Consider the following 25,784-nt stretch of genomic DNA (forward strand, 5'->3'; position numbering starts at 1 on the left):
TTTATGGGATCCGGATGTCGAATGCTTGGACCTCGTTCTTGGTTGTCTCGTAGGAGATGAGCAGGTGGCCGCGGTCCGTCAGTTGTTGCCGTTGGGCCGCGGTCAGCGGGATCGTCCAGTGCTGCACGCCGCGGGTGACCTGCTGCGTGGCCTGCTTCACGAGGTGACCACTCATGTTCGGTGACCACGGCGGCGTCGCGCCGTCGGTGATCGCACACGGTGTGAACCCGTAGTCCGGCGGCGGGTCGGTCGTGCAGGACGTCGTCCAGACCGGGATCGCGCCGAGCTCACCGCTGGTCAGGAACGCGCGAGCAGTGCCGTTTCCCTTCGACGACGTGACGAGGTGCACCGCGTCGCCGCGGACGACGGAGGACAGGATCTTGAGGTCGTCCGTCGGCACCCGGCCGGAGATCGGTACGCCGTTCTGCGCGGATTGGGCAATCGTTTGCGGCGACAGGGCTCCGTTGAGGTTCGGGTTCGACACGTCAGGCGGCGCCGGCGTCGTCGGACGGTCAGCCGGCGGTGTGTACCCGGGGAGCGTGGCGAGCCCCCAGCGGTACGGGTCGGACTGCACGGAGCCGAGCGCCGACCACCCGAGTCGTGTACTCATGTCGATATGCCGCAACGTCGTCGTACCGGGTGCTGACGTGTCGTCGTTGTCGTACGGCGTGATGTTGAGGCCCAGGTGGTTGGGGTCGACGGCGGCGGGGAGGTCGGCGAGCGGGATCTTCACCTCGAGGTCGTAGCCTCCGCCGGCGTACGCGTGCGGGACCGTGGTCTCGTTGCTGCCGACCCACTGTGCGGTCGACGCGACCTTCACTCCGGGCGCGTTGCCGGTGTCGAGCGGGCCGCTCGAGTAGCCCTGGTGGTTGTCCGCGTCGCGTTCCCAGCACGGGCCGCCGCTCTGGCTGAACGGGAAGATGCCGAGCTTGAACGTGTTCGCCGTGTCCTTGAGGTCCTGGGACGCGGTGCCGCGCGGGTCGAGCAGGATCTCGACCGAGTCGGCCTGCCAGTGACCGACGCATTCCTCCGGCGTCACGGCGTACGACTGGTAGTCGTCGCGGACGTGGATGAAGAAGTACAGCGCGTCGTCGGACCAGCTGACCTTGGCGGTATTGCCTTCTCCTGTTGACGAAACGCCGCAGTCGTCGACACCGGTGCAGGTGCTCGCGCCCTGCCAGATCCGGCCGAGGTCGAGCGTCGGACCCGGGTACTCTCCGGGGTCGGCCTTCCCGTCGACGACTGGCGTCGCCTGCGGGATCACCGTCGTCGGGACGAGCGTGAGGGTCAGCGTTTCACTTCCGGTCGCCGTCCGGATGGGAATGTTGACGTTCTGCTGAGCGGGCAACGTCGTGTCGGTGTTGGTGAGTTTGAACGTGACTGTCGTGTCGGCGCCGGGCTCAAGTTGGTACGGCTTCGCGTTGGCGTCGACGGTGAAGTTGGCTGGGAGGTCGAGGGACACCGCACCGGTCTGCTGCTTGGCGGACCAGTTGTGGACGACGACCGGTACGTCGATGGTCCGGCCGATGCCCATCGACTGGATCGCCTGCGAGCGGCCGAGGCGGTTCGCCTGCGGCGCGGTGTTCTGCAGCCACTCGTCGTACTCCTGCCAGTTCCCCCAGCGCTGGAAGCGTCCTTCGGCCGCGGAAACGATCCGTACAACGTTTTCCGTGTAGCCGGTCGCGTGCTCGGCGGTGGTGTAGAGCGCGGAAACCTTCGCGTTCTGATCGACGGTCGCCGTGGCGGCGGGCGTGACGGTGAAGGTGATGTCGGCGCTCGATCCCTCGCGGACCGGCTTCGGGCCGTCGCTCGACCAGCCCGCCGGAACCGTCAGCGCTACGTTGCCCTTGGCAAGCTTTCCGCGGAGGTGCACGGTGGCCTGGAAGGGTTCACCGGCGACGTTGTAGAAGCGTGAGAATGTCAGGTATTCGAGCGTTCCGAGCGGCAGTCCGCCCGGGTCGGGTTTGGTCGCGCCGAACAGGATCGCGTCGTCGCGACCGGCCGCCGCGTTGCTGTTCGGCTGGAACGGTACGAACGACTCGGTCATGCCGAAGCGCGGACAGGCGGGGACCGACGTGCCCTTGTACATCACGCGGCTCTGGGTCGGGTACGCCGCGCGGCCCTCGTCCGCGACCTGCTGCCAGATCTTCGGCGTACCAGCGGTCTGCCCCTGCGTGTTTCCGGCCGGCCAGGCGTACGGCGAGTTGTAGCCGGTCCACACGCCCGCGACGGTGTCGAGGCCGGTCGGGGTGAATCCGGTCGTGCAGTTCGCCGAGGTCGTCGTACCGCCGGTGCCTGCGGTGGCTCCGCCGGAGAAGACCTTCTTCACCTGCCAGGTGCTGAGGGCGTGCGGGCCCTTCAGTTGCTCGGGGAACATGTTCGGATCCGCGGCCGCGAGCACGCCTTCCCAGATCAGCCGGCCGGCCTGCTGGTGGTTTCCGTGGCCGGCGGCAAGGGTCGGCGTGAAGCCGATGTAGACCTCCGGCTGCGTCTCGCGGATCACCCGCGTGACCCTTCGGAGCGTTTCCTGCTCGTCCCAGAAGTACTGCGTCAGCGGCGCGCTCTGGTTGTAGAAGAAGTCGATCCGGTCGAGGTTGAAGATGTCGACCGTCCCGGACCGGTAGTGCGCGACACGGTCCTCGTTCTCGCGCCGCAGACCGAGCTCGGGCCCGAGTTCGGGACCGGTCGCGTTACCGCCGCCCTCACCTCGGGTCACCATGATCACGCCGCACTTGACGCCGTACTGCTGATGCCAGACGCCACACGGCCCGATGATGCTGGTGTCGTCGTCCGGATGGGCCCACTCCCCCATCACGTCGATCTTCGTCTGACGATCAGCCACGTACGGCTGGGTCGTTTGGGTGTTGGCCACGGCCGGAACCGGCAGCACGGCGAGCAGGACAAGAACCACGAACCCGGCGAATCGCTTCACGTGCACACTCCAAAGGCGGCGGAGGCAACGCTCCAGTCCTACGTCCGCACCACAGAGCCGCGCAACCGCTTACCGCGCGTCCCCACGCTCCGGCTTCGGCGACCAGGCCCCGGTTCAGCTCAGGAGGCGGCGGGTGGCTTCGGGGAGGGAATGGGCGACGGTGGTGGCGGTGATCGGGGCGCCCTTGGAGGCGAGGTTGGCTGCGGCGGCGTGCAGGTACGCGCCGACTGCGGCCGCGTCGAGGGGCGTCAGACCGCCGGCGAGGAGGGCGCCGCAGAGGCCGGCTAGCACGTCTCCGGCGCCTGCGGTCGCGAGCCATGGGGTGGCGTTGGTGTTGACCCGGACCTCGCCGTTCGGGCTGGCGATCACGGTGGTGGCGCCCTTGAGCAGGACGGTCACGTCGAAGGTCTCGGCCGCGAGCCGCGCGTACTTCAGCCGCTCGGCCTCGACGGTCGCACGATCGACACCGAGCAGGCGAGAGAGCTCCCCGGCGTGCGGCGTGATCAGTACCTCGACGTGATCGCCGGAATCGTCCAGCGCCTTCAGACCGTCCGCGTCCAGGACAACCGGCTCCTCGGCGTCGAGCAGGTCGCGGATCCGCGGGATGTCGAGCTCGTCGCCGAGTCCGGAGCCGATCGTCCACGCCTGCACCCGGCCGTCGCCGACGACCTCCGGGTGAGCTTCCCGTACGGCGTGCGCTACGGCGTCCGGCCCGACGTACCGGACCATGCCGACGGGACCGGCGAGGGCGCCGGCTGTCGCGATCACTGCGGCGCCTGGGTACTGGGTGGAGCCGACCATCAGGCCGAGAACGCCGCGGGAGTACTTGTCGGACTCGCCGTGCGGGACGGGGTAGAGGGCTTTGACGTCCGCGGCTTGGAGCGCCTGCACTTCCGCGGGTGGGAGGTCGAGGCCGATGTCGACGAGGTGGACCGGACCACAGGCGGTGGCGGCGGGGTCGACGAAATGGCAGATCTTGTGCGTGCCGAACGTGACGGTGAGCGCGGCGTTCACATGCGGCTCGGGCGTCTCACCGGTGTCCACGTCCACGCCGGACGGCGTGTCAACAGCCACGACCGGTACGCCGTACTCCTCGGCCAACCGCACCACCGCGAGCGCGTCGGGCCGGAGCCCGGGCCGCCCACCGATTCCCACGATCCCGTCCACCACGACGTCGGCGGTCCGGACGTCGTCAGCTGACCCGACCTGTCCACCGGCCGCCTTAAATGCGGCGAGCCCGCCCGCGTGGACCTTGTCCGACAGCAGTACGGCCGTGACCTTCGCCGCACGCCGAGCCAGCCGCGCACCGGCGTACAGGGCATCGCCGCCGTTGTCGCCGGACCCGATCAGGAGAACGACTCGTGCGCCGTACACACTCCCGAGAAAGTTGCTGATAGCAACCGCAAGCCCGGTAGCCGCCCGCTGCATGAGCGCGCCTTCCGGCAGCTTCGCCATCAACGCCGCCTCAGCAGCCCGAACCTGCTCGACAGTGTGTGCGGAGCGCATCCTCAACCCTCCAGGACGACCACGGCGGAGGCGATGCCGGCGTCGTGGCTCAACGACAGATGCAGGCTCTGTACGCCGAGTTTGGCCGCCTGCGCCGCCACGGTGCCGGTGATCTCCAGCCACGGCCGCCCGGTCTCGTCGGTCTGTACCTCGGCGTCATGCCAGTGCATTCCCCCCGGCGCCCCGAGCGCCTTCGCCAACGCCTCCTTGGCGGCGAACCGAGCCGCCAACGACGCCGGCGGCTTCACCGCCTCCACGGCCGTGAACACCCGATCCCGCAACCCAGGCGTACGCTCCAGCGTCCGCATGAACCGATCCACGTCGACCACATCAATACCCACGCCGACGATCATGCAGCCCACCCTAACGGGGCGCTGTGGACTGGCGGATCCGCAGGTCGACGGCCAGGTCCAGGCGGAGGGCGGTTGGCGTGCGCCCCCGGGACAGATCGAGTACGACGCGAGTCGCGAGCTCGGCCATCTGCTGCAGGGGCTGGTGCACCGTCGTGAGCGTCGGAGTCACCCATTGCGCCACCGGAAGATCGTCGTACCCAACGACCGACAGATCCCGCGGCACCTCTAGCCCCAACTCGCGAGCAGCCTGGTAGACGCCCAACGCCTGCATGTCACTCCCGGCGAAGATCGCGGTGGGTCGGTCGGCGAGCCGGAGCAGCGCGAGCGCCTCGCGGTGAGCCCCGGCGACCTCGAAGTCGGCCCAGCGGATCAGCGCCGGATCGACGTCGACACCGGTCGAACGCAGCGCATCGGTGTACCCGTCGACGCGTTGCCGCGAGCACAGCGTCTCGATCGGACCGCCGACCATCCCGATCCGGGTATGACCGAGCGTCCGCAGGTGCGTCGTCGCCATCCGGCCGCCGTTCCAGTTCGCGGAGCCGATCGACGGTACGTCGTCCCCCACGTCGCCGACCGGATCGACGACCACGAACGGGATCCGCCGCGCCTCGAGCTGCGCGCGCTGGTCGGCGTCCAGGTCCGAGAACACCATGATCACGCCGAGCGGCCGCCGGTTCAGCACCGACTCGATCCACTCCTGCCGCGGCCGGAGCGCGCCGCCGCACTCGGACAGCACCAGTTCGACACCCTCGGCGCGGACGACCTCCTCGACGCCGCGGATCAGCTCCATCGCCCACTCGCCGCCGAGCTGGTTGAACACCAGGTCGATCATCGGCCCGGCCGCCGTACTCGAGCTCCGCCGCCGGTACCCGTGCTCCTGGATCAGGCTCTCGATCCGCGCCCGGGTCGCCGCCGCCACGTCCGCGCGCCCGTTCAGCACCTTGGAGACGGTCGGCACCGACACCCCGGCCTGCTCCGCAATTTTCGCAATGGTCGGCCGCTCGGCCACGACGCCTCCCGATCGAAACTTTCGAACCAGCCTAGCGATGAATGGTGCGGCCGTGGGCATCCGGTACGCCGCTGAGCCGGAAGAAGAACGTGTTGACCTGGTCGCGCCACTCGCGGGCGTTCGACAATTGGGTCTCGAAGCGGGCGGTGATGTTCGTGCGGATCGCCGGCTCGAAGCGCTCGGCGATCACCTGCCAGCGCGCGACCATCGCCTCCACCTCGGCGTACCCCTGGAAGTGTGTGTCGTAGATGTGTTGCAGCACGGTGCTCCCGCTCTGCAGCACGTGGTCGTATGGCACGTGGTGGAAGAACAGCAGCAGCTCGTCGGGACACGTGTACACGTCCTCGTACCGACTCGCGAGCGGTTCCGGATACTGCCCGGTGAATCCCGATCCCGTCTTCACCGTCCGGTCCACCCCCACGCCGTACCGATCCGCGAAGTGGTGCGCCCCCGCGCCCGAGTACTCGTACCCGTTCACGCTCGGCCCGTAGTGCGTTCCCGGCGTCACCATGAACCCGACGCCGAGTGGTGCGGTGTACCGCTCGTACGTCTGCCACGAGCCGGCCAGGATCGTGACGAGCTCGCTCCGGGTCCGGTCGTCCATCGCGAACGTCGCGGCCGCCCACTCGTGCAGCAGGCTCAGCGGGTCCGCGGCCGGGTCCCACGCCAGCCGCCCGAACGCGTAGAGGTTGCTCTGCGCAAGCTTGTGGCCGGTCCAGTTGAGGTCGTCCCCGACGTTGGACACGGCAACGATCGCACCGATGCGGTCGGCAACGTTCACGCCACCGCCGCCGGTCGTGTCGAACTGCAGGATCTCCCGCCACCAGGGCCCCAGGTAGCAGAGGTCCTGCTGCTGGCCGGAGTACTCCTGCGTGACCTGCAACTCGACGCCGAAAACGGTTTCCTGGAATTCCCCGAGCAGCGGCGAGATCGGCTCCCGGACCTGGAAGTCCAGCGGCCCGTGTTTGACCTGCAAGACAACGTTTTCCTCGAACCGCCCGTCGAGCGGGATGAACGCGTCGTACGCCGCCCGCGCCCGATCCGCCCGGCGATCGCGCCAGTCCTGTTCGGGTTCCGCGCCGGAACATCGCCAGAAAACCGTTCCGCCGTACGGCGCCACTGCCCGCGCCAGCAGGTTCGCGCCCTCGGGGTCGTGGGCGGTTCGCACCACGAGCCCGCCGAGATCCGGTACGACGTCGTACACCCGGTGGATCGTGGCGGCCCACCAGCGCGCGACCCGCTCGTCGTGCGGGTCGTCGATGAAGTCGACCGCGAGACTCACCGCGATCCCGTACTCGCGGAAAACGCCGGCCAACCGCGCCACATCGGGCAGCTCGGCGGTGGCGACCGCCACCGCATTGATCCCGATCGACGCCAGCAACCGCGCGTACGCCCGGACCCGGGTCAGGTCGGGCACCACTTCGCCGTCACGGAAAAAGATCGAGCCGCCCGAGTATCCGCGCCGTACGGCACCGGACAGCTCGTCCCAGTGGTCCAGCATCCGGATCGGTACGGCGGGCTGCTCGACGACGGTGAAGTCGCCGCTCATCCACTCGAAGTACCGCAGCACGTAGAAGTACCCGTACAGCAACCCGTGCCCGCCCTCGGCCGCGACGACCAGATCGTTGCCCCGTCGCACCACCACGAACCCCTCGACGCCCAGCCCGTGCTCGGGTACGGCGGCCTCGACCTCCTGCCAGAGAGCGGTCTCCCGGACCCGGGTCAGCATGCAGACTGCGACCTGTACGTCGGTGCGGAAACGGCGCGTCTGCCGGATCTCGGCGCGGATCGTCTGCGCGAGCACGCCCGACGCATGCACAGTCACCTCGGGCAGGCGTTGGGTACCCAGCCAGGCGGAATCGGCGGTCATCGAGCGTCGATGCTTACACACCAGACGGTCACTGCCCGGTGACCGAAAGTTTCGAGACCGTACCGTAGCTGAGACACTCCGAGACACTCTGAGACCAAGGCCACGCCCTCCCGATGTGGGTGCATCCGGCGCCGATGGGAACAATGGGCCACATGCTGCAGCCGTCACGGGAGGTGACTCCCTACACCGAGCTCGACCGGGCCACCTGGGCGCAACTGGCCGAGACCACCATCTCCCCGCTGACGGCGGACGAGGTCGAGCGGTTGCGCGGTCTCGGCGACGAGATCGACATGGACGAGGTCCGCGAGGTGTACCTGCCGCTGTCGCGGATCCTCTCGCTGTACGTCCGGCACGCCCGCGCGCTGCACGCCGACACCGAGAGTTTCCTCGGCAAACCGGCCGAGACCCGCACCCCGTTCGTGATCGGGATCGGCGGATCGGTTGCCGTCGGCAAGTCCACGACCGCGCGACTGCTGCGCGAACTGCTGGCGCGCTGGCCCGAGCACCCGCGGGTCGCACTCGTCACTACCGACGGTTTCCTCTGGCCGAACGCCGAGCTCGAACGCCGCAACCTGATGCAGCGCAAGGGCTTCCCGGAGTCGTACGACCGCAAGGCCCTGCTGCGTTTCGTGGTCGAGGTGAAGTCCGGGATCGACACGGTCGAGGCGCCGGTCTACTCACACCTGCACTACGACCGCATGGACGGCGTACGGACGACCGTCGAGCAACCCGACATCCTGCTGCTCGAGGGCCTGAACGTCCTGCAACCCGCACCCCGGCACGCAGACGGCAAGAGCGGCCTCGCGGTCAGCGACTTCTTCGACTTCTCGGTGTACGTCGACGCGGCCGCCGACGACGTCCGCTCCTGGTACGTCGCCCGCTTCCTCAAACTCTGGGAAACGGCGTTCCGCAACCCCGAGTCGTACTTCGTCCGGTACGGCGAGCTGAGCCGCGAGGAAGCGATCAAGAAGGCAGAGTCGCTCTGGGACGGCATCAACGGCCCGAACCTCCGCGAAAACATCCTCCCCACCCGCTCCCGAGCCACTCTCGTCCTCCGCAAAGGCCCCGACCACGCCGTCCGCTGGGTCAGGCTGCGGAAGCTCTGACTGCGGGTACGACGGCCAGCGCGACAACTGCCGCGGTCAGGGCGAACGCGACCGGGTAGCCGGTGCCGCCGACGACCGCCCCGAAGGCCAGCGCGCCGAGTCCCCACCCACCGTCGTACGCCAGGTTCCAGAGCGCACTGACCTGCCCGAACCGCGACCGGTCGACGCGGTTGTACATCAGAGTCAGCGTCAGGTTCTGCGCGGCGCCGAAGCCGGCCCCGAAGCACGTGGAGCCGATCAGGATCGCGATCGGGCTGGGCAGGAAAACGAGCGATCCGGCCCCGACGGCGGCAAGCACGAGTGCAGGCGCAAGGAGCTTCGCGGGACCGACGCGGTCGGCGTACCGACCGGCCAGCCAACGTGCGGCGGGCGCCGCAATCGCCTGCAGCAGAAGGGCCGAGGCGACCATCGACTGCCTATCCCCAGCAACAGCCAGCGGTAAGAACGTAACGCTGATCCCGGCCGCAACAGTCACCGCAGCGAACACGAGCGTCGGCATCAACAACCCACTCCGCCGTACGCCGCCGAGCACCTTCACGTGCTGTTCTTCCACAGCGATCCGCGCCGGCAGACCGATCAGCATGACCAACCCGGCCAACGACGCAACGGCCGCCAGCACGAACAGCGCACCGAACCCGATCACGTCGATCAGATAAACCCCAAGCGGCAACCCGATCACCGCAGGCACCCCAACCGCCACGCCATACACCCCAAGGGCCTCACCCCGCCGAGCTGCCGGCGTGAGGTCAGCCACCAGCGCCACAGCCCCCACAACCAAAATCGCCAACCCCGCACCACGCACGATGCACACGGCCAGCACAACCGGCAGAGACGCCGACGCCAACAGAACAAGCGAAGGCGCACCAAGCAGCACCAACCCAACCCCGAGCACCACCTGATACCCCCACCGCGCCAACATCCGCGGCACCACTAACTCAACCCCCACCGCCGAAAACATCATCGCGGCCGTGGACAACCCCGCCCCAACCCCACCAGACCCGTTGGCCGCCAGGTACATCGGAACGACCGACGTCAGCAGGTACATGCTCAACCCGGACCCGAACGCCATCACCAGCAGCCGCTGAAACCGGCCACTCAGCAGTCGGTCGACGGCGACTGCAGGAATCTCGCACGCGGTAGTCATACCTCGAAGGTATGGAAATACCGGTACGCCCTACAGATCCAGTTTCCAAGCGGCCGAGAGGACCAGTTGCCGGGGTCCCTTTGTCGACAAGTTATCTTCTTGCGGTGGGAAGTTCGGTACACCTCCGGCTGGCGACCCGGTCAACGGCCCACACCGTGCTGCTCGAACTGGCGAGCACTCTCGTCGACCGTCCTCGGTTGACCCACGACGACGCCGGCCGGCCACACATCCCCGGGCTCGCGGTGAGCATCACCCACACCGATGAGCGGAGCGCGGTCGCCGCGTCGTACGGCGGGCCGGTGGGGATCGATCTCGAAGAGATCCACCCGCGCAACGTGCGCCCGCTCGCTGATCGTTGGTTCAGCCCACGGGAATTGGCGTGGATGGCGAGCGAAGCGGACCAGTTGAGGGCTTTCCTGCGGCTGTGGACGGCCAAGGAAGCGGTCGGCAAAGCACTCGGCGTCGGGCTGCGCGGCGCGGGTCTGCGTCGGGAGATGCCGATCGGCGGCGGGGCAGTCGAATCCGAGCCTGGGCTCGCGGTGGCCTACCTGCCGTGCGACGGCGCCGTACTCGCGGTCGCCGCACCTCTTCGCGTCGCGGTGTCACCGGCTCTTGACCCGCTGTGTGCGTGTGGGTAACTTTCGCGTCGCGGGGGAGTATCTGTAATTCAATTACTTTGGCGTTCGCCCCTGCCCGCCTGGACTGAGTTGGTGACACCGATGGAACTGACCCGACGCCAGACCCTCGGACTCGCGGCGGCCACCGTCGCTGGGACGACGGTCGCCGCCACTACGACCGCAAGCGCGCACACCGACCGGTGGGTCCGCGACACCCTGCGCCGGATGACGCTGGAGCAGAAGGTCGGCCAGCTGTTCGTCTGCTACGCGTACGGGCCGGCGGCCGACACCGCCGACGCCCGCAACACCAGCCTGTACGGCGTGGCGACGCCCGCCGAGGTGGTCGCCAAGTTCAACCTCGGCGGCGTCATCTACTTCACCTGGACCGACTCGACGAAGGACCCGCAGCAGATCGCCCGCCTGTCGAACGGCCTGCAACAGGCATCGATCACCAACACCGGCATCCCGCTGCAGATCAGCACCGACCAGGAGTACGGCTCGGTCGTCCGTGTCGGACCGCCCGCGACTCAGTTCCCCGGCGGTATGGCGCTCGGCGCGACCCGCTCGGCCGCCTTCGCGCGCGCGGCGGGCGGGATCGCCGGTCGCGAACTGAAGGCCCTCGGCATCACCACCGACTTCGCGCCGGACGCCGACGTCAACATGAACCCGCTGAACCCGGTGATCGGCGTCCGCTCGGCATCGTCCGACCCGGCGCTCGCCGCGGAGATTGTCGCCGCTCAGGTGAAGGGCTACCAGCGCGACGGCCGGATCGTCTCGACCGCGAAGCACTTCCCCGGCCACGGCGACACCGAGACCGACAGCCACGTCGGGATCCCGGAGATCCACCACACCCGCGAGGAATGGACCCGGATCGATCTGCCGCCGTTCCAGGCCGCGATCCGGGCCGGCATCAAGTCGATCATGACCGCGCACATCGTCGTACCGGCGCTCGACCCGTCCGGCGACCCGGCGACGTTGAGCCGGCCGATCCTGACCGGGATCCTGCGGCAGCAGCTGCGGTTCGACGGCGTGGTGATCACCGACTCGCTCGGCATGAAGGGCGTCCGAGACAAGTACGGCGACGCGGAGATCCCGCTGCGAGCGATCGAGGCGGGCGTCGACCAACTGCTGATGCCGGTCGATCCCGGGCTGGCGTACAACTCGGTCCTCGATGCCGTCCGCGCAGGTCGCATCTCCGAGGCCCGCATCGACGAGAGCGTCACGCGCATCCTCGCGCTCAAACACGATGGCGGTCTCGTCGACCACCCGTACGTCGACCTGTCCCGCATCGCCAAGGTCGTCGGTACGCCGGCCAACTACGCCGAGGCCCAGCGCATCGCGGACCGCAGTACGACGCTCCTGCGCAACGACGACGGCGTACTCCCGCTCTCCCCCGCGCCGCGCAAGATCGTCGTCACCGGGTACAGCCCCACCAACCTGGCGACCGCCCTGCAGAACCGGGGCGCGACGACGACGATAAAGGACACCGGCACGACGCCGACCGACGCGAAGATCGCCGACGCCCTGGCCGCCTCGGCCGCGGCGGACCTGACCATCGTGCTGACCAACAAAGCCTGGGACACCGAGGTCACGGACAAGCTGGCGAAACAGCAGAAACTCGTCAACGGCCTGCTCGCCACCGGCCGCCCGGTGATCGTCGTCCCGGTCCGCGACCCGTACGACGTCGCGTACTTCAACAACCCGTCGACCACGCTGGTCACGTACGGCAGCACCGTCGTGTCGATGGAAGCACTCGCCAAGGTGCTGTACGGCGAGATCGCCCCGACAGGCAAGCTGCCGGTGGAGATCCCCGCGAAACCGGACCCGAACAGCCCTGATCCGGCACCGGTCCTGCACCCGTTCGGCCACGGGCTCACGTTCGATCCGCGGGCGACCCGGCTGACCGTTGCCTCGTACAACATTCATGCGGGCGCCGGCGAGGACAACGTTTTCGACCTCGACCGGACCGCGCAGGCGATCAAAGCCTTGAACGCGGACATCGTCGGACTGCAGGAGGTCGACGTTCACTGGGGCGACCGCAGCCAGTGGCTGGACACGATCGCGGAACTGGCCGGAAAGCTCGGAATGTATCCGGCATTCGCACCGATCTACGACCTCGACCCGCCCGCGGCCGGACAGCCGATGCGCCAGTACGGCGTGGGCGTGCTGTCCCGCTTCCCGCTGGTGCGCACCGAGAACCACCCGATCACGCGACTGTCCACTCAGGACCCGAATCCGGTGCCCGCTCCGGCGCCGGGATTCCTCGAGGTGGAGGTCGACGTCCGCGGGCGGCGGGTGCATGTGTACTCCACTCACCTGGACTACCGCGGCGATCCGACCGTACGGACGATGCAGGTCGCCGACACCGTCAAGATCCTGGCCCAGGACCGTCGGCAGGACCTGCAGATCCTGGTCGGTGACTTCAACGCCGAGGCCGGCGCGCCGGAGCTCGCCGGGCTCTGGACGCGGCTGACAGACTCGTGGACGGCAGCCGGTGAGACGACCGGCGGACCGAACACCTATCCGGCGGTTTCCGCGAACAAGCGGATCGACTTCGTCACCGTCGGCAAGGGCCTGACCGTACGGAGCGCCGAGGTACCTGCCGAGGTCCCGGTCGCCGAGGCCGCCAGTGACCACCGTCCGACGATCGCCGACCTCTCGTTCCGTTCCTGAGGAGACCGCTCATGAAACGACGCAGTTTGCTCGCCGGCGCCGGTGCCGTCGCCGCCGCCCCGCTGATCGACGTACCCGCGGCACACGCTGCGCAGACCGTGTCCAGCCGCAAGGTGATGACCGGCGCCGAAGTGCTCGCGAAGGACGGATGGCGCGCGCTGGCGGGCCAGAAGGTCGGCGTGATCAGCAATCCGACCGGGATCCTGCCGGACTTCACGCACGTCGTGGACACCATGCACGCGTCCGGCCAGGTGAACATCGTCGCCGTGTTCGGTCCAGAACACGGTTTCCGCGGCAGCGCGCAGGCCGGCGGTTCGGAGGGCGACCACGTCGATCCGCGGACCGGGATCATGGTGTACGACGCGTACGGCGCGAACGCCGACAAACTGGTGAAGCTCTACACCCAGTCCGGTGTGGAAACCGTTGTCTTCGACATCCAGGACGTCGGCGCCCGGTTCTACACCTATATCTGGACGATGTTCGAGGCGATGCTGGCCGCGGTCCGCACCGGCGCCCGCTTCGTCGTCCTCGACCGCCCGAACCCCGTCGGCGGCTCCGCGCGCGGCCCGATGCTGAAACCCGGCTACACGTCGGGCGTCGGCAAGAAGGAGATCGTCCAGCAGCACGGCATGACCGTCGGCGAGCTGGCCCGGATGTTCAACGCCGAGTACCTGCCGCTGGAGCCGAACGGCGGGCGCATCGAGCAACTCACCGTCATCGAGGCGAAGAACTGGAAGCGCGACCAGCTGTACGACGACACCGGTCTCACCTGGGTGATGCCGAGCCCGAACATGCCCACCCCGGACACCGCCCTGCTGTACCCGGGCCTGTGCCTGTTCGAGGCAACCAACATGTCCGAGGGCCGCGGTACGACGCGACCGTTCGAGCTGATCGGCGCGCCGTACGTCGACTACAGGTGGGCGCAGGCGCTACAGACCAAGGACATCCCGGGCGTCGCGTTCCGCGAGGCGTACTTCACCCCGACGATCAGCAAGAACGCCAATGTGCTGTGCGGCGGCGTCCAGGTGCAGATCACCGACCCGCACCGGGTCGAGGCGATCACCGCGGCGACGCACATGATCGTCGAGGCCCGTAAGCTCTACCCCGAGTTCACCTGGCGGGCGGAGACCCCACCCGGCCGGTGGATCGACCTGCTCACCGGATCGGACCGGTTCCGGACCATGCTTTTGGCGGATGCGACCGCCGAGCAGATCGTGGCAGCCTGGAAGTCCGAGACCGACGCCTGGACCGCCCGGCGGGCGAAGTACCTTCTGTACAAGGGCGCGCACCGATGAGACGGCTCGCGCTCACGACGATTTCTGCGGTGATACTCACGATGGCTTCCCCTGCTGTTGCTAGCGGCAACAACTCCGGCCGGTTCGACCGGCCGTACGACGGCTACGCGCCGAAGACCACGCTGCTGCGCGACGCGACCCCGGCGAAGGCCGGCCTGGATCCCGCGCCGATCGACGCCGCGCTGGCCCAGGTCGCCGCCTGGACCCAGCCGAGCGGTGCGACGAAACCGTTGTACGCCGGCGCCGTCACGCTGCTCGGCCACGACGGCAAGATCGTCACCCGGACGGCGACCGGCCTGGCGCTGAAGTACGCCGACGGGCAGGGCACCGAGCTGCCGCCGGACCAGCAGATTCCGATGCGCACGGACACGATCTTCGACATGGCCTCGGTGTCCAAGCTGTTCACCTCGATCGTCGTGCTGCAGCTGGTCGAGAAGGGCAAGGTCGACCTGGACACGCCGATCGCGACCTACATCCCGGAGTTCGCAGAAAACGGCAAGGAAACCGTAACCGTGAGGCAAGCGCTCACGCACACGAGTGGATTTCCGTCCTGGCTCCCGCTGTGGAGCACAGGCAAAACTCCGGAGGAACGGCTGCACCTGGCGCTGACCGCGAAACTGCAGAACCCGCCCGGTTCGACGTACCTCTACAGCGATCTGAACCTGATCGCCCTCGGCGAGCTCGCCCATCGGGTGACCGGGAAAACGCTGGACAAGCTGGTCGCCGACGGGATCACCAAACCGCTGCAGATGCGCGACACCGGCTACAACCCGGACCCGAAGAAGAAGCCGCGGATCGCCGCCACGGAGTACCAGGCCTCGCCGCCGCGCGGCATGGTGTGGGGCGAGGTGCACGACGAGAACGCCTGGTCCCTCGGCGGTGTCGCCGGCCACGCGGGCGTCTTCAGCACGGCCGACGACATGGCCGTCCTCGCGCAGACGTTCCTGAACGGCGGCAGCTACCGCGGCGCCCGGATCCTCAAGGAATCCTCGGTGACCGCGATGATCACGAACTTCAACCAGGGCTTCCCCGGCAACGACCACGGCCTCGGGTTCGAGCTGAACCAGCGCTGGTACATGGGCGGCCTGTCCGGCCCGCGTGCGGCCGGCCACACCGGCTACACCGGTACGTCGCTCGTGATCGACTTCGACTCCCGCTCGTTCGCGATCCTGCTCAGCAACCGCGTGCACCCGAGCCGCAACTGGGGCAGCAACAACCCGGCCCGCCGCGCGGTCGCCCAGGGCCTCGCGCTCGCCCTCGGCGTCGGCCCGAGACACGGCAAGGACGCCTGGTTCTCCGGTACGACGGACAACGCGACCAGCACGCTCGACGCGAAGGTCGCCGTACCGGCCGAAGGCGCGAAGCTCGCGTTCGACCTGTTCGTCGACACCGAGGTCTCCGACCTGCTGTATCTGGAGACCTCCGCGGACGGAACGACCTGGACGAAGGTTCCGTTCTCGGTCCGCGACCGGGGCTCGGTGATCGACACCGACGGCTCGATCAGCGGCTCCGGCAACCGGCACTGGCACCAGGTCACCGCCGACCTCGAACCAGGCGAGCAGACCATTCGCTGGCGCTACACCTCTGACCCGCTGTACCAGGGCCGCGGCGTGTACGTCGACGGTGTGAAGATCACGAGCGAGACTGGTCTTCTTCTCGACGGTGAACGAACGCCTGAATCATTTACCGCAACAGGTTGGAGACTTTCGCGTCGGTGACCCCATCTCGTGGTTCGTCGCCGTACCGTGCTGTTATGAATTCGACAACCTCTCCAGAACCCACGGGGCCGCTGCTGGTCCGGGTCCGCGCGGTGATGCCCGCGCTGGCGCCGGCCGAGCAGCGGGTTGCGAACGCGGTCCTCGCGGACCCGGGCGGAGTGGCGGCGATGACGATCTCCGAACTGGCCGAGGTGGCGTCCACCTCGGAGACCACGGTCATCCGGTTCTGCAAGCAGATCGGCGTCCCCGGCTATCCGCAGCTTCGCCTGCAACTGGCGGCGCAGTCGGCGCAGGAGAGTATCCGGCCGGAGGTCGGCGGGGACATCGAGCCGGGCGACTCGCTGGCCGACGTGGTCAGCAAGGTCGCGTTCGCCGACGAGCGAGCGGTCCGCGAGACCGCACAGCAGGTCGACGTGGACGCCCTGGCCAAGGTCGTCGACGCGGTGGTGAACGCGTCGCGGGTCGATCTGTACGGTTTCGCCGCGAGCGCGTTCGTCGCCCTTGACCTGCAGCAGAAGCTGCACCGGATCCGCCGGGTCGCGTTCGCCTGGTCGGACGTGCACATCGCGCTGACGAGCGCCGCACTGCTCGGCGAGGGCGATGTCGCGATCGGCATCTCGCACACCGGCACCACGGTCGAGGTCGTCGAGGCGCTCGAGGAGGCGGCCAAGCACGGCGCCACCACAGTCGCGGTGACGAACTTCCCGCGTTCGCCGCTGGCCCGTACGGCGGACCTCGTCCTCACCACGGCCGCGCGCGAGACGACGTACCGCTCGGGCGCGATGGCCAGCCGGATCGCGCAGCTGACGGTGATCGACTGCCTGTTCATCGGCGTCGCGCAGCAAGTGCTGCCGGACGCCCGGAAGGCCCTCGAGGAGACCGCCAGCGCGGTCCGCGGGCACCGGCTCAAGGGATCCGACTGAGGACAATCGTTTCCGTCAACGATGAACGGAATTGAAAATCCTTCAGTAGAAAACTAACATCGATCCCGTGACCTCACCGACCGAGCAGCGCAACCCGAGGACGCTGGCCATCGATGCGGTGGGCACGTCCGAAATCCTCCAATTGCTGAACAACGAGGACGCCCTGGTCGCCGGGGCCGTCAGCGCGGTGATCCCGGAGCTGACCAAGGCCGTGGACGCCGCCGTCGAGGCGGTCCGTGGCGGCGGCCGGGTGCACTACTTCGGCGCCGGTACGTCGGGACGCCTGGCGACCCTGGACGCCGCCGAACTGCTGCCCACGTTCCACGTCCCGGACGGACTGGTGGTCGCCCACCACGCCGGCGGCACCGAGGCGCTGCTCCGCGCGGTCGAGAACGTCGAGGACTCCGAGGAGGGCGGCGCTCGGGACGCAGCGGCCGTCACCGGTCAGGATCTCGTCGTCGGCCTCGCTGCTTCCGGAAGCACGCCGTACGTCGCCGGCGCCCTGAAGGCCGCCCGCGCGGCCGGGGCGACCACCGTGCTGGTCACGTCCAACCCGGACGCCCCGCTGGCGCCGCTGGCCGACGTCGTGGTCGCCGCGGACACCGGCCCCGAGGTGATCGCCGGCTCGACCCGGCTGAAGGCCGGCACCGCGCAGAAGATGATCCTGAACGCGTTCTCGACGACGCTGATGATCAAGCTCGGCCGTACCTGGTCCAACCTGATGGTCGACCTGGTCGCCACCAACAAGAAGCTCCGCGGCCGGATGCTCCGCATCCTCGCCGAGGCCACCGGCGCCGACGACGCCGCCTGCGAAGCCGCCCTGGCCGAGGCCGAGGGCGAACTGAAGCCCGCCCTCGTCCATCTCCTGACCGGCACGCCCATCCCCGCCGCCCGAGCCGCCTTGGAAGCGGCTCACGGCCGCGTAGCGACCGCCCTCGCCGAGCTAGGCTGACCGCTCCACCGGTGGCCGCAGGACCAGCGTCACGACGATCAGGGCCATGAAAAGCGCGGTGAGGGCGAACGGGATCGGGATCAGCGGGTCCAGCAGAACGAGTACGGCGCCCACGGGTACGACGGTGTCGACCACGCGGTCGGCGTTGTCGCGGAGGGCGATCCACCAGATGCCGAGGACGAAGATCGCGATCGGGATCGTCACCGTGTAGGACGCGGCGAGCTCACTCAGCTCGGTGTGGTGGGTGATGCTGTCGATCTCCACCTCGATCCCGGCCGAGAACGCGCCGGCCGCGGCGAACACGAAGTAGTGCACGTACCCGTAGCGGATCGAGCGGGCGAACGAGGAGATCGCGGTGTGGTGCGGCGGCCAGAAGTAGATCCACCAGAGCGCGGCGGTCACCACCAGCATGAGCACCGAGAGCGCGATCAGCTTGCCGAGGTGCTCGTGCTCATGGACGGCGTCGAAGATCGCGTTCGCCGAGGCGAGCAGGCTCTCGCCGAGCAGGATCAGCGTGAACAAGCCGTACCGCTCGGTGATGTGGTGCGGGTGCCAGGGGGTCGTCCAGCGCCGCTCCGCCACCACCGGTACGGCCAGCTCGGCGAGCACGAACACGAACCAGGCGGCGACAACCATCGACTCGGGCATCACCAGCGTGGTCCCCCACAGCACCTGCACGACCGCGATCCCGCCGGCGTAGCGCAGCGTCGCCTGCCGACTCTCCCCCGCCGCGTGGGATGCCCGCAGCCATTGGGCGATCATCGCGACCCGCATCACGACGTACCCGAAGACCACCACGGTGAAGTCGCGGTCGGCAAAGACCGGCTCGATGCCGGCGGCGAGTACCAGGACGCCGCTCATCTGCACGATCGTGAGCACCCGGTACAGCCAGTCGTCGGTCGCGAAGGACGTGGCGAACCAGGTGAAGTTCATCCACGCCCACCAGATCGCGAAGAACACCATCCCGTAGGACAGCAGCCCCTCGGCGATGTGCTTCTCGGACAGCGCGTGATGGAGCTGGGCCGCGGCGACACTCACCGCGACCACGAACACCAGATCGAAGAACAGCTCCAGCGACGACGCGGTCCGGCCGGGCTCGTGCGGGTCCCGCGGCCGCATCGGAACCAGCCGTGACCGCGTCGTGGGGAGCGTCATGGCGCACAGATTAGACGGAGATGTCGACCGAAGGTCGGAGCAGGGCCGCGGCGGCGAGGGCTTCGTGGGCGGGGTTCTCGAGGAAGCCCTTCACTAGTTCAGGATCGGCGGGCTGATCGAGGTGCGGGAGGGTGATCTGTTCGTACGCCGCTTGGAAGCGCGGACCCCACCGCCTGGTGCCGAGGCGGGCGGTGCGGGAGCAGTTGTCGACCATGTAGGCGACGTCGCGGGCGTGCATGTACGGGAGCAGCGAGTCGGCGGCCTCGATGACCGACTCGTTGACGATCTCGGACCACGCGTGACCGCGGGCCGCGAACTCGTCCACCTGCGCCATCATCGTGGCCACGAACAGCCCCGCGGTCAGTGGATCGATGCGGGCCGGCGCGGTACCGCGGCGGGCGTGGACCTCGGCGCTGTGCGACCACATCGGGCTGCCGCCGATCTCGGTCATCGGGCGGGTGGCGAGCCGACGTTCGGCCAGGATCACGCTGCGCAGTTCCGTGCCGTCGGCAACCTCGTCGTACACCTCGGCGACCAGGTCACGGGCGGGTCCGTACGTCGCCGAGTACGCCCGATCGAACAGTTCCACGTCCCCGCTCGCCGCCCGCACCGCCGCGAGACCGTCGTTCGAAATGGTGCGCGCGATCGGTCCGGTGATGGCCTCGGTGGACCGCTCGTACGCAGTCACAGGGTCCGCGCCCTCGATCCGGAAGTACCGGTACAGCGCCTCCACCAGACCATGCACCGCCCCGAGCAGGATCGCCCGCTCGCCGACGATGTCCGACAGGTACTCGGACCGTAGCGTGGTCGCGAACGTGTACGGCGACCCGAGCCCGATCGACCACGCGAGCGCCCGGTCCCACGCGTGCCCGTCCGGATCCGCGTGTACGGCGACGCTCGCGTTGATCCCGGCCCCGTTGACGGTCGCGCCCTGCTGGTACAGGCGCCGTACCGAGTCGCCCATCCCCTTCGGGCACACCGCGATCACCGGATGACCGGCGGGGAAGGCGCTGCCGATCGAGGTCAGGTGACCCAGCAGGAAACCGTGGGACAGACCAATGGTCGCGCCGGGTTTCAGGACCGCGAAGATCTCCTCGTGCTGCGCCGCCAGCGCCGCGTCCGCGATCAGCAGGATCACCAGGTCCGAGGCGGCGGCGACCTCAAGCCAGTCCCCCAGCGTCCCGTTCTCCTCGGTGAACCCCTGCCGGCGTGCGTCCTCCGCCGACGCCGACCCCGGCCGGAGACCGACCGACACGGCAACACCGGTCCCTTGCAGCGAGTCGCGCAGATTCAACGCCTGCGCGCGTCCTTGCGGCCCCCATCCGAGTACGCCGATCCGCTCCACACCGTGCAACGCCGCAGGCAGCGGACCGAACAGGTCCCGCCCGCCGCGCACGATGTCCTCGGACCCGCCCGGAACCGCCATCTGCTCTACCCGAAACACCGAACTCTTCATGCGCTCCAGTCAAAGGGCGGCACGTGCATTGCAGCAAGCGCAATGTCCGCACCGCCCCGTTGCAGGAACTGAAATATCAGGGTTCCAGGCCTACTGCTTTCAGGGGGTTCGGCCAGGCCTTCAGGGCGGCGTGCAAGGCGGGGTCCTGGGTGGTTGCCAGGGCGTCCTCGTAGGCGGCCGTGATGACGTCGGCGATGTGCGTGACCTGGCCGGTGTTCGCCGAGCGTACGGCGGCCTCGACCATGGCGATGCTGACAACGTTGGAATGCACCTCGGACTGCGGAGTCGTCGAGCTACGGACCGCGTCGACGAACTCGACCAACGAGCCGGCGATCTCCTCCGGTTCGTCGGCCATCACCGCAGGGAGCGCCTCGCCGGATGCCAACGAAGCGACCGGGGCGTTGTCGCCGTCCCAGGTCGCCGTACCGCCAGAGGTGCTCGCGCGCCATCGGCCGTTCCACGACGTCTCCAGTCCCGGCGCGCACCAGCTGCCGGTGAAGGTGAAGCGGGAGCCGTCGGCGTACGTGAAGATCGCGGACGCGGCCGCGTTGCCGTCGAACCAGCTCCAGGTCGGGTTGTACGAGTCGCAGTACACCGACACGGGCTCCGACCCGATCAGCTTGCGGGACAGGTCGAACTGGTGGATCGCCATGTCGACCAGGAGCGGCTCGGCCATCCGCTCCCGAAAACCGCTGAAGTGCGGAGCCTTGTAGAACTCGCACGACAGCGTCCCGATCGGTCCGAGCTCGGCGAGCTGACGCTGGAACGCCGCGATGGCCCGGAAGTACCGGCGGGACTGCGAGACCATCAGCAGTTTGCCGCTCACCTCGGACGCCGCGACCATCTGCAGACATTCGCGCACCGTCTCGGCCAGCGGTTTCTCGCAGAGCACCGGAAGCCCCCGCAGCAAGGCGCCGACGCTCACCTTCGGATGCGCGACCGGCACCGTCACGTCGATGACCGCATCCGCTCGATCGGCCAGTTCGTCGAGCGAGGCGGCCACCGGTACGTCGCCGAACCCGTGCTCGTCGGCCGCGGTCCGGGCCACGTCGACGTCCAGGTCGACGAGCCCGGCGAGGACGACGTCCGGGTTGGCGGCGATGGTGCGCAGCCAGGCGCGCCCCATCCCGCCGGCTCCGACCTGCAGCAGTCGCAAGGGTTCAGGCATCGGCAGGCTCCTCGATGGGTCCGGTGTACCCGTGTCCGTTGAAGAAGTCGCCGGTCTCGTAGCGCAGCAGCGTCGGCACTGCGCGCTCGGGCCGGTCGGAACGGGCCCAGGCGACGCCGTTCGCAATGACCTTACGCACATCCTTGTGGTGGTAAACCGGGTAGTCCTGATCGCCCGGCGAGAAGTAGAAGATCTTCCCGTGGCCGCGGCGGAACGTGCAGCCGGAGCGGAACACCTCGCCGCCGGAGAACGACGACACGAAGACCAGTTCGTCCGGGACCGGGATGTCGAAGAACTCGCCGTACATCTCCTGCTGCTCGATCACGATCGGGTGCGGGACGCCCTGCGCGATCGGGTGGGTCGGGGCGACCGTCCAGACCAGTTCACGGTCCCGCTCGCTGCGCCAGCGCAGGGTGCACGTCGTACCCATGAGCTTGCCGAAGATCTTCGACCAGTGCCCGGAGTGCAACACGATCAGGCCCATCCCGGCCAGCACGTGCTGGTACACGCGGTCGACCACCTTGTCCTCGACCTCGCCGTGCGCGGCATGGCCCCACCAGACCAGTACGTCGGTTTCCGCCAGCACCTCTTCGGTCAGACCGTGCTCGGGCTCGTCGAGGGTGGTCGTGCTGACTGTCGCCTCGAGGTTCTCGCGAATCCCGGCGGCGATCGTCTCGTGCATGCCGTCGGGATAGATCTCCCGGACGTGCGGCTCCACCTGCTCGTGCCGGTTCTCTCCCCAGACGAGTACGCGAATCGTCATAGTTCTTCCTTGTGTGTAAGGGTTATTTGACGGCTCCGCCGATGGCACCGGCGGCGATGTATTTCTGCGCGGCGACCAGCAGCACGATGGCCGGGACCGCCGAGAGGACCGCGGTGGCCATCACCGCGTTCCAGTTCTGCACCTGCGTGCCGAGGTACTGGTAGATCCCCAGCGTCACCGGCCGGACGCCGCCCTTCGTGGTCAGCGTCAGCGCGAACAGGAAATCGCTCCAGGAAAACAGGAAACTGAACAGCCCCGCAGTGATCAGCGAGTTCTTGCTGATCGGCAGCACGATCGCGACGAACGCCCGGAACAGCCCGGCGCCGTCCACCCGCGCCGCCTCCACCAGCGACGGCGGCACCGAGAGCATGAACGACCGCAGGATCAGGATCGCGAACGGGATCGCGCTGCTGCAGTTGGCGACGATCAGCCCCGGGATCGAGTTGAGCAGCCCGATCCGTTCGTACGCCGTGTAGAGCGCGTTCGCGATCACGATCCCCGGAATCATCTGCGAGATCAGGATCGCCAGCAGCCCGACCGACACCCAGCGGGACCGGAACTGCGACAACGCGTACGCGCACGGAGTCGCGATCGCCAGACTCAGTACCACAGTCCCGGCCGCGATGATCATGCTGGTGACGAGGTTTCCGCCCTGCTCGTCGAGAGCGCGTTTGTAGCCGGAAAACGTCGGATGCAAGGGCAGGAAACCAGCCGTCAGGGTGTTTCCGGACGGCTGCAGCGAGGCGTTCAGCATCCAGTAGACCGGGAACAGCATCACGCACAGGATCAGTACGCCGATCACGGTGTACGTCGTACGTCGCAGCATGCCCTTCCCCCTACTCGTCGACGGCACGGCGAGTGCCGCGCAGGTAGAAGATCGCGAACACGAACGAGATCGCGATCAGGATGTTGCTGAGCGCCGCGCCCTGGCCGAACCGGAAGTCCACGAAGGACTTCTCGTACGACTGGGTCGCCAGTGTCTGCGTCGCGTTGGCCGGCCCGCCGCCGGTGAGGCCGAGGATGATGTCCAGGACCTTGATCGTGTAGACGACGCCGAGCATCAGCAGCACGCTCGCGACCGCCCGCAGGTTCGGCCAGGTGATGTACCAGAACGAGCGCCACCCGGTCGCGCCGTCCAGCTGGCCGGCCTCGTAGAGCTCGTCGGGGATCTCCGCGAGACCGGAGTACAGCAGGGTCACGTTGAACGGGATGCCGATCCAGATGTTCACGCCGATCACCGCGATCAGCGCGACCGACGGCGAGTTCAGCCACGGCACCGGATCGTTGATCAGGTGCAGCCCCATCAGCGACCGGTTGAGGATGCCGCTGTCCTGCTCGAGGATCGACCGCCAGGTCGCGCTCGACACGATCAGCGGCAACAGCCACGGCAGCAGGAGCAGCGAACGCAGCAGACCGCTCAACGGGAACTTCTTGTGGAAGAACAGCGCCAGCCCCAGCCCGATCGCGAACTGGAAGGAGATCGACCCGACGGTGAAGAGCGCGGTGTTCAGCATCGCGTCCGAGAACAGCTTGTCGGTCACGACCGTGCTGTAGTTCTTCAGCCCGACCCACGGCGCGACCCCGGTGAAGAACGTCTTCAGCCCGTAGTCCTGCAGGCTCATCAACAGGTTCTTCACCACCGGGTAGCCGAACAGCGCCACCATCGCCACCACGGCCGGTAGTACGAACAGCACCTTGGTGAGGGTCTCGCCCCGGTGGCGCCGGCCGCGCGACTTCGCGCGGCCGGCCACCGTCGTACGTGTGAGCGTCGCCATGCCGTCAGCCGCCGGAGGCCTGCTTGAAGGCGTCCTGGGCCGAGGCCTTACCGGTCAGCGCCAGCTGGATCGCCTGGTAGATCACCTTCGCGGCGTCCGGCCACTTGTCGCCCAGCTTGCCGGTCCGCGCCCGGGCGGTCTTCACCTGCTCGGCGAAGGCCTTCATCGACGGCACGTCCTTGGCGTACTGGTCGAGCAGCGCGAGCTTGGTCGGGAGGGTGAACCGGGCCTTCGCCCAGGCCAGTTCGTTCTCGTCCGAGTTCAGGCACTTCACGAAGTCCGCGGCCTTCTGCTGCTTGGCCTGGTCCTTGTTCAGCGGGACCGTCCAGGCCTCACCACCCAGCGGCGCGACGGGTGTCTGATCCGGCTTGTTCAGCGGGAACGTGACGACGTCCCACTTGATCTTCGGGTTCTTGTTCAGCGACGGGATCTGCCAGGGGCCGTTGACCATCATCGCGGTCTTCCCGGCGATGAACTGGTCGTTGACGTCACCTTGCGTCCAGTTGATGACGCTCTTCGACGCCGACCCCGACTTCACGAGGTCCACCCACAGCTGCAGGGCTTCCGCGACCTGCGGGCTGGTCAGATCGGTCTCGTCACCGCCGTTGGTCCACATCGCCGGCAGGAACTGCCACGAGCCCTCGTACGTCGCGTTGGCGTTGAACGCCATCCCGTACCTGCCGGGCTTGGTGAGCTTCTTGGCGGCAGCCTTCAGCTCCTCCCAGGTCTTCGGCGGCTGGACGCCGGCCTCGGCCAGCATGTCCTTGTTGTAGAACAGCGCGATCGTGTTCGTCACCGGCGCCAGCCCGTAGAGCTTGCCCTCGTACGACGTCGCGTCGACCATGCCCTGAATGACTCCGTCGCCGTTCAGACCCATGTCGTTCAGGGGCGCCAGCGCCCCGGTCGCGGCGATCTGCTGTACGTCGGGGTTGTCGAGCATCAGCACGTCCGGCAGCGTCTTCGACGAGGCCTGCTGCAGCACCTTCTGGATCAAGGTGTCACCAGGCACCGTCTCCCGTTGAATGGTGATGCCGAGCTTCGACGCGCAGGAGTCAAGTCCCTTTTGCACAAGGGATTTGTCCGGGTCGTTGTTGTAGTAGTCGAGGATCGTGAGGCTCTTGACGCTGTCGCCGGACGTGGACGACTGGCCGCCGCCGTTGTCACCGCAGGCGACCAGCAGGAGCGACACCGTCGTCGCACCCGCCAGCGCGGCGGCGATCCGCTTGCTGATCATGACATCGGACTCCTTCAAAGCGTTTAACCGAGGAACATGGGGACTGCTGAGCAGCTTGTGGATTGTGCGGTAAACCGCTTAACTGAGGCGTTGAAGGACTATGTTCCGTACGTCACACCGCTGTCAAGAGTTCGG

The 25,784-nt window shown here is 68.1% G+C and carries 20 protein-coding genes; 7 read left to right on the forward strand and 13 right to left on the reverse strand.

Features of this window, described 5'->3' with window-relative positions; genetic code table 11:
• Position 1: 1 nt before the first annotated feature.
• From ACLJOO_RS05395 to ACLJOO_RS05415, 5 genes are all read right to left on the reverse strand, one after another.
• Positions 2 to 2,932, reverse strand: coding sequence for a PIG-L family deacetylase (locus ACLJOO_RS05395; RefSeq protein ID WP_410785704.1), 2,931 nt, complete (start codon positions 2,930 to 2,932; stop codon positions 2 to 4).
• Between the two features lie 114 nt (positions 2,933 to 3,046).
• A complete protein-coding gene (locus ACLJOO_RS05400) occupies positions 3,047 to 4,438 on the reverse strand; it encodes an NAD(P)H-hydrate dehydratase (protein WP_410785705.1) in 1,392 nt (463 codons plus the stop codon).
• Positions 4,439 to 4,440: 2 nt separating this feature from the next.
• Positions 4,441 to 4,791 carry a holo-ACP synthase gene (locus ACLJOO_RS05405; protein ID WP_141854699.1) on the reverse strand — a complete coding sequence of 117 codons (351 nt, stop codon included), beginning with the start codon at positions 4,789 to 4,791 and terminating at the stop codon, positions 4,441 to 4,443.
• A 10-nt stretch (positions 4,792 to 4,801) separates the two neighbouring features.
• Positions 4,802 to 5,800, reverse strand: a complete 999-nt coding sequence (locus tag ACLJOO_RS05410; RefSeq protein WP_410785706.1) for a LacI family DNA-binding transcriptional regulator — start codon at positions 5,798 to 5,800, stop codon at positions 4,802 to 4,804.
• A gap of 31 nt (positions 5,801 to 5,831) precedes the next feature.
• Complete coding sequence (locus ACLJOO_RS05415) at positions 5,832 to 7,670, reverse strand: alpha-glucuronidase (protein WP_410785707.1); 1,839 nt, start codon at positions 7,668 to 7,670, stop codon at positions 5,832 to 5,834.
• 152 nt (positions 7,671 to 7,822) lie between these two features.
• Here ACLJOO_RS05415 and coaA point away from each other — a divergent pair, with 152 nt between their 5' ends.
• The gene (gene coaA, locus ACLJOO_RS05420) at positions 7,823 to 8,776 is read left to right on the forward strand and encodes a type I pantothenate kinase (RefSeq protein WP_410785708.1); all 954 of its coding nucleotides are present in this window, start codon (positions 7,823 to 7,825) and stop codon (positions 8,774 to 8,776) included.
• On the opposite strand, the gene ACLJOO_RS05425 is transcribed toward coaA, so the two are convergent.
• Positions 8,757 to 9,920: an MFS transporter gene (locus ACLJOO_RS05425; protein ID WP_410785709.1), complete on the reverse strand. Its 1,164-nt coding sequence runs from the start codon at positions 9,918 to 9,920 to the stop codon at positions 8,757 to 8,759. The two genes, coaA and ACLJOO_RS05425, sit on opposite strands and share 20 nt — an antisense overlap.
• A 104-nt stretch (positions 9,921 to 10,024) precedes the next feature.
• Here ACLJOO_RS05425 and ACLJOO_RS05430 point away from each other — a divergent pair, with 104 nt between their 5' ends.
• The 6 genes from ACLJOO_RS05430 (at position 10,025) to murQ (ending at position 18,098) form a co-directional block, all read left to right on the forward strand.
• Positions 10,025 to 10,558: a 4'-phosphopantetheinyl transferase family protein gene (locus ACLJOO_RS05430; protein ID WP_410785710.1), complete on the forward strand. Its 534-nt coding sequence runs from the start codon at positions 10,025 to 10,027 to the stop codon at positions 10,556 to 10,558.
• An 81-nt stretch (positions 10,559 to 10,639) separates the two neighbouring features.
• A complete protein-coding gene (locus tag ACLJOO_RS05435) occupies positions 10,640 to 13,210 on the forward strand; it encodes a glycoside hydrolase family 3 N-terminal domain-containing protein (RefSeq protein ID WP_410785711.1) in 2,571 nt (856 codons plus the stop codon).
• A gap of 11 nt (positions 13,211 to 13,221) precedes the next feature.
• Positions 13,222 to 14,505 carry an exo-beta-N-acetylmuramidase NamZ domain-containing protein gene (locus ACLJOO_RS05440; RefSeq protein ID WP_410785712.1) on the forward strand — a complete coding sequence of 428 codons (1,284 nt, stop codon included), beginning with the start codon at positions 13,222 to 13,224 and terminating at the stop codon, positions 14,503 to 14,505.
• 41 nt (positions 14,506 to 14,546) lie between these two features.
• On the forward strand, positions 14,547 to 16,223 hold the full coding sequence (locus tag ACLJOO_RS05445; protein ID WP_410785713.1) for a serine hydrolase: 1,677 nt from the start codon (positions 14,547 to 14,549) through the stop codon (positions 16,221 to 16,223).
• A gap of 35 nt (positions 16,224 to 16,258) precedes the next feature.
• The gene (locus ACLJOO_RS05450) at positions 16,259 to 17,146 is read left to right on the forward strand and encodes a MurR/RpiR family transcriptional regulator (protein WP_131335130.1); all 888 of its coding nucleotides are present in this window, start codon (positions 16,259 to 16,261) and stop codon (positions 17,144 to 17,146) included.
• Between the two features lie 67 nt (positions 17,147 to 17,213).
• A complete protein-coding gene (gene murQ, locus ACLJOO_RS05455) occupies positions 17,214 to 18,098 on the forward strand; it encodes an N-acetylmuramic acid 6-phosphate etherase (protein ID WP_410785714.1) in 885 nt (294 codons plus the stop codon).
• On the opposite strand, the gene ACLJOO_RS05460 is transcribed toward murQ, so the two are convergent.
• The 7 genes from ACLJOO_RS05460 to ACLJOO_RS05490 all read right to left on the reverse strand — a co-directional run bounded on the left by ACLJOO_RS05460 (position 18,090) and on the right by ACLJOO_RS05490 (position 25,649).
• Positions 18,090 to 19,253 carry a low temperature requirement protein A gene (locus ACLJOO_RS05460; RefSeq protein WP_410785715.1) on the reverse strand — a complete coding sequence of 388 codons (1,164 nt, stop codon included), beginning with the start codon at positions 19,251 to 19,253 and terminating at the stop codon, positions 18,090 to 18,092. The two genes, murQ and ACLJOO_RS05460, sit on opposite strands and share 9 nt — an antisense overlap.
• A gap of 10 nt (positions 19,254 to 19,263) precedes the next feature.
• A complete protein-coding gene (locus tag ACLJOO_RS05465; protein WP_410785716.1) occupies positions 19,264 to 20,709 on the reverse strand; it encodes a ketol-acid reductoisomerase in 1,446 nt (481 codons plus the stop codon).
• A gap of 76 nt (positions 20,710 to 20,785) precedes the next feature.
• Positions 20,786 to 21,877 (reverse strand): Gfo/Idh/MocA family protein, encoded by a 1,092-nt coding sequence (locus tag ACLJOO_RS05470; protein ID WP_410785717.1) that lies wholly within the window; start codon positions 21,875 to 21,877, stop codon positions 20,786 to 20,788.
• Positions 21,870 to 22,640, reverse strand: a complete 771-nt coding sequence (locus ACLJOO_RS05475; RefSeq protein ID WP_410785718.1) for a ThuA domain-containing protein — start codon at positions 22,638 to 22,640, stop codon at positions 21,870 to 21,872. The genes ACLJOO_RS05470 and ACLJOO_RS05475 overlap by 8 nt, the downstream gene beginning before the upstream one ends.
• Before the next feature lie 22 nt (positions 22,641 to 22,662).
• Positions 22,663 to 23,466, reverse strand: coding sequence for a carbohydrate ABC transporter permease (locus tag ACLJOO_RS05480; RefSeq protein ID WP_410785719.1), 804 nt, complete (start codon positions 23,464 to 23,466; stop codon positions 22,663 to 22,665).
• A gap of 10 nt (positions 23,467 to 23,476) precedes the next feature.
• The gene (locus ACLJOO_RS05485; protein ID WP_410785720.1) at positions 23,477 to 24,415 is read right to left on the reverse strand and encodes a carbohydrate ABC transporter permease; all 939 of its coding nucleotides are present in this window, start codon (positions 24,413 to 24,415) and stop codon (positions 23,477 to 23,479) included.
• 4 nt (positions 24,416 to 24,419) lie between these two features.
• Positions 24,420 to 25,649, reverse strand: coding sequence for an extracellular solute-binding protein (locus ACLJOO_RS05490; RefSeq protein WP_410785721.1), 1,230 nt, complete (start codon positions 25,647 to 25,649; stop codon positions 24,420 to 24,422).
• Positions 25,650 to 25,784: the final 135 nt, after the last annotated feature.

Origin of the sequence: Kribbella sp. C-35 (assembly GCF_046549195.1) — a bacterium.
Taxonomy (GTDB): Bacteria; Actinomycetota; Actinomycetes; order Propionibacteriales; family Kribbellaceae; genus Kribbella.

Excerpts from the sequence above, each read along its gene's own strand:
- ACLJOO_RS05400 (WP_410785705.1), bottom strand. The coding sequence starts at position 4,438 with ATGCGCTCCGCACACACTGTCGAGCAGGTTCGGGCTGCTGAGGCGGCG.
- ACLJOO_RS05405 (WP_141854699.1), bottom strand. The coding sequence starts at position 4,791 with ATGATCGTCGGCGTGGGTATTGATGTGGTCGACGTGGATCGGTTCATG.
- ACLJOO_RS05415 (WP_410785707.1), bottom strand. The coding sequence starts at position 7,670 with ATGACCGCCGATTCCGCCTGGCTGGGTACCCAACGCCTGCCCGAGGTG.
- coaA (WP_410785708.1), top strand. The coding sequence starts at position 7,823 with ATGCTGCAGCCGTCACGGGAGGTGACTCCCTACACCGAGCTCGACCGG.
- ACLJOO_RS05425 (WP_410785709.1), bottom strand. The coding sequence starts at position 9,920 with ATGACTACCGCGTGCGAGATTCCTGCAGTCGCCGTCGACCGACTGCTG.
- ACLJOO_RS05435 (WP_410785711.1), top strand. The coding sequence starts at position 10,640 with ATGGAACTGACCCGACGCCAGACCCTCGGACTCGCGGCGGCCACCGTC.
- ACLJOO_RS05440 (WP_410785712.1), top strand. The coding sequence starts at position 13,222 with ATGAAACGACGCAGTTTGCTCGCCGGCGCCGGTGCCGTCGCCGCCGCC.
- ACLJOO_RS05445 (WP_410785713.1), top strand. The coding sequence starts at position 14,547 with ATGGCTTCCCCTGCTGTTGCTAGCGGCAACAACTCCGGCCGGTTCGAC.
- ACLJOO_RS05450 (WP_131335130.1), top strand. The coding sequence starts at position 16,259 with ATGAATTCGACAACCTCTCCAGAACCCACGGGGCCGCTGCTGGTCCGG.
- ACLJOO_RS05460 (WP_410785715.1), bottom strand. The coding sequence starts at position 19,253 with ATGACGCTCCCCACGACGCGGTCACGGCTGGTTCCGATGCGGCCGCGG.
- ACLJOO_RS05465 (WP_410785716.1), bottom strand. The coding sequence starts at position 20,709 with ATGAAGAGTTCGGTGTTTCGGGTAGAGCAGATGGCGGTTCCGGGCGGG.
- ACLJOO_RS05470 (WP_410785717.1), bottom strand. The coding sequence starts at position 21,877 with ATGCCTGAACCCTTGCGACTGCTGCAGGTCGGAGCCGGCGGGATGGGG.
- ACLJOO_RS05475 (WP_410785718.1), bottom strand. The coding sequence starts at position 22,640 with ATGACGATTCGCGTACTCGTCTGGGGAGAGAACCGGCACGAGCAGGTG.
- ACLJOO_RS05480 (WP_410785719.1), bottom strand. The coding sequence starts at position 23,466 with ATGCTGCGACGTACGACGTACACCGTGATCGGCGTACTGATCCTGTGC.
- ACLJOO_RS05485 (WP_410785720.1), bottom strand. The coding sequence starts at position 24,415 with ATGGCGACGCTCACACGTACGACGGTGGCCGGCCGCGCGAAGTCGCGC.
- ACLJOO_RS05490 (WP_410785721.1), bottom strand. The coding sequence starts at position 25,649 with ATGATCAGCAAGCGGATCGCCGCCGCGCTGGCGGGTGCGACGACGGTG.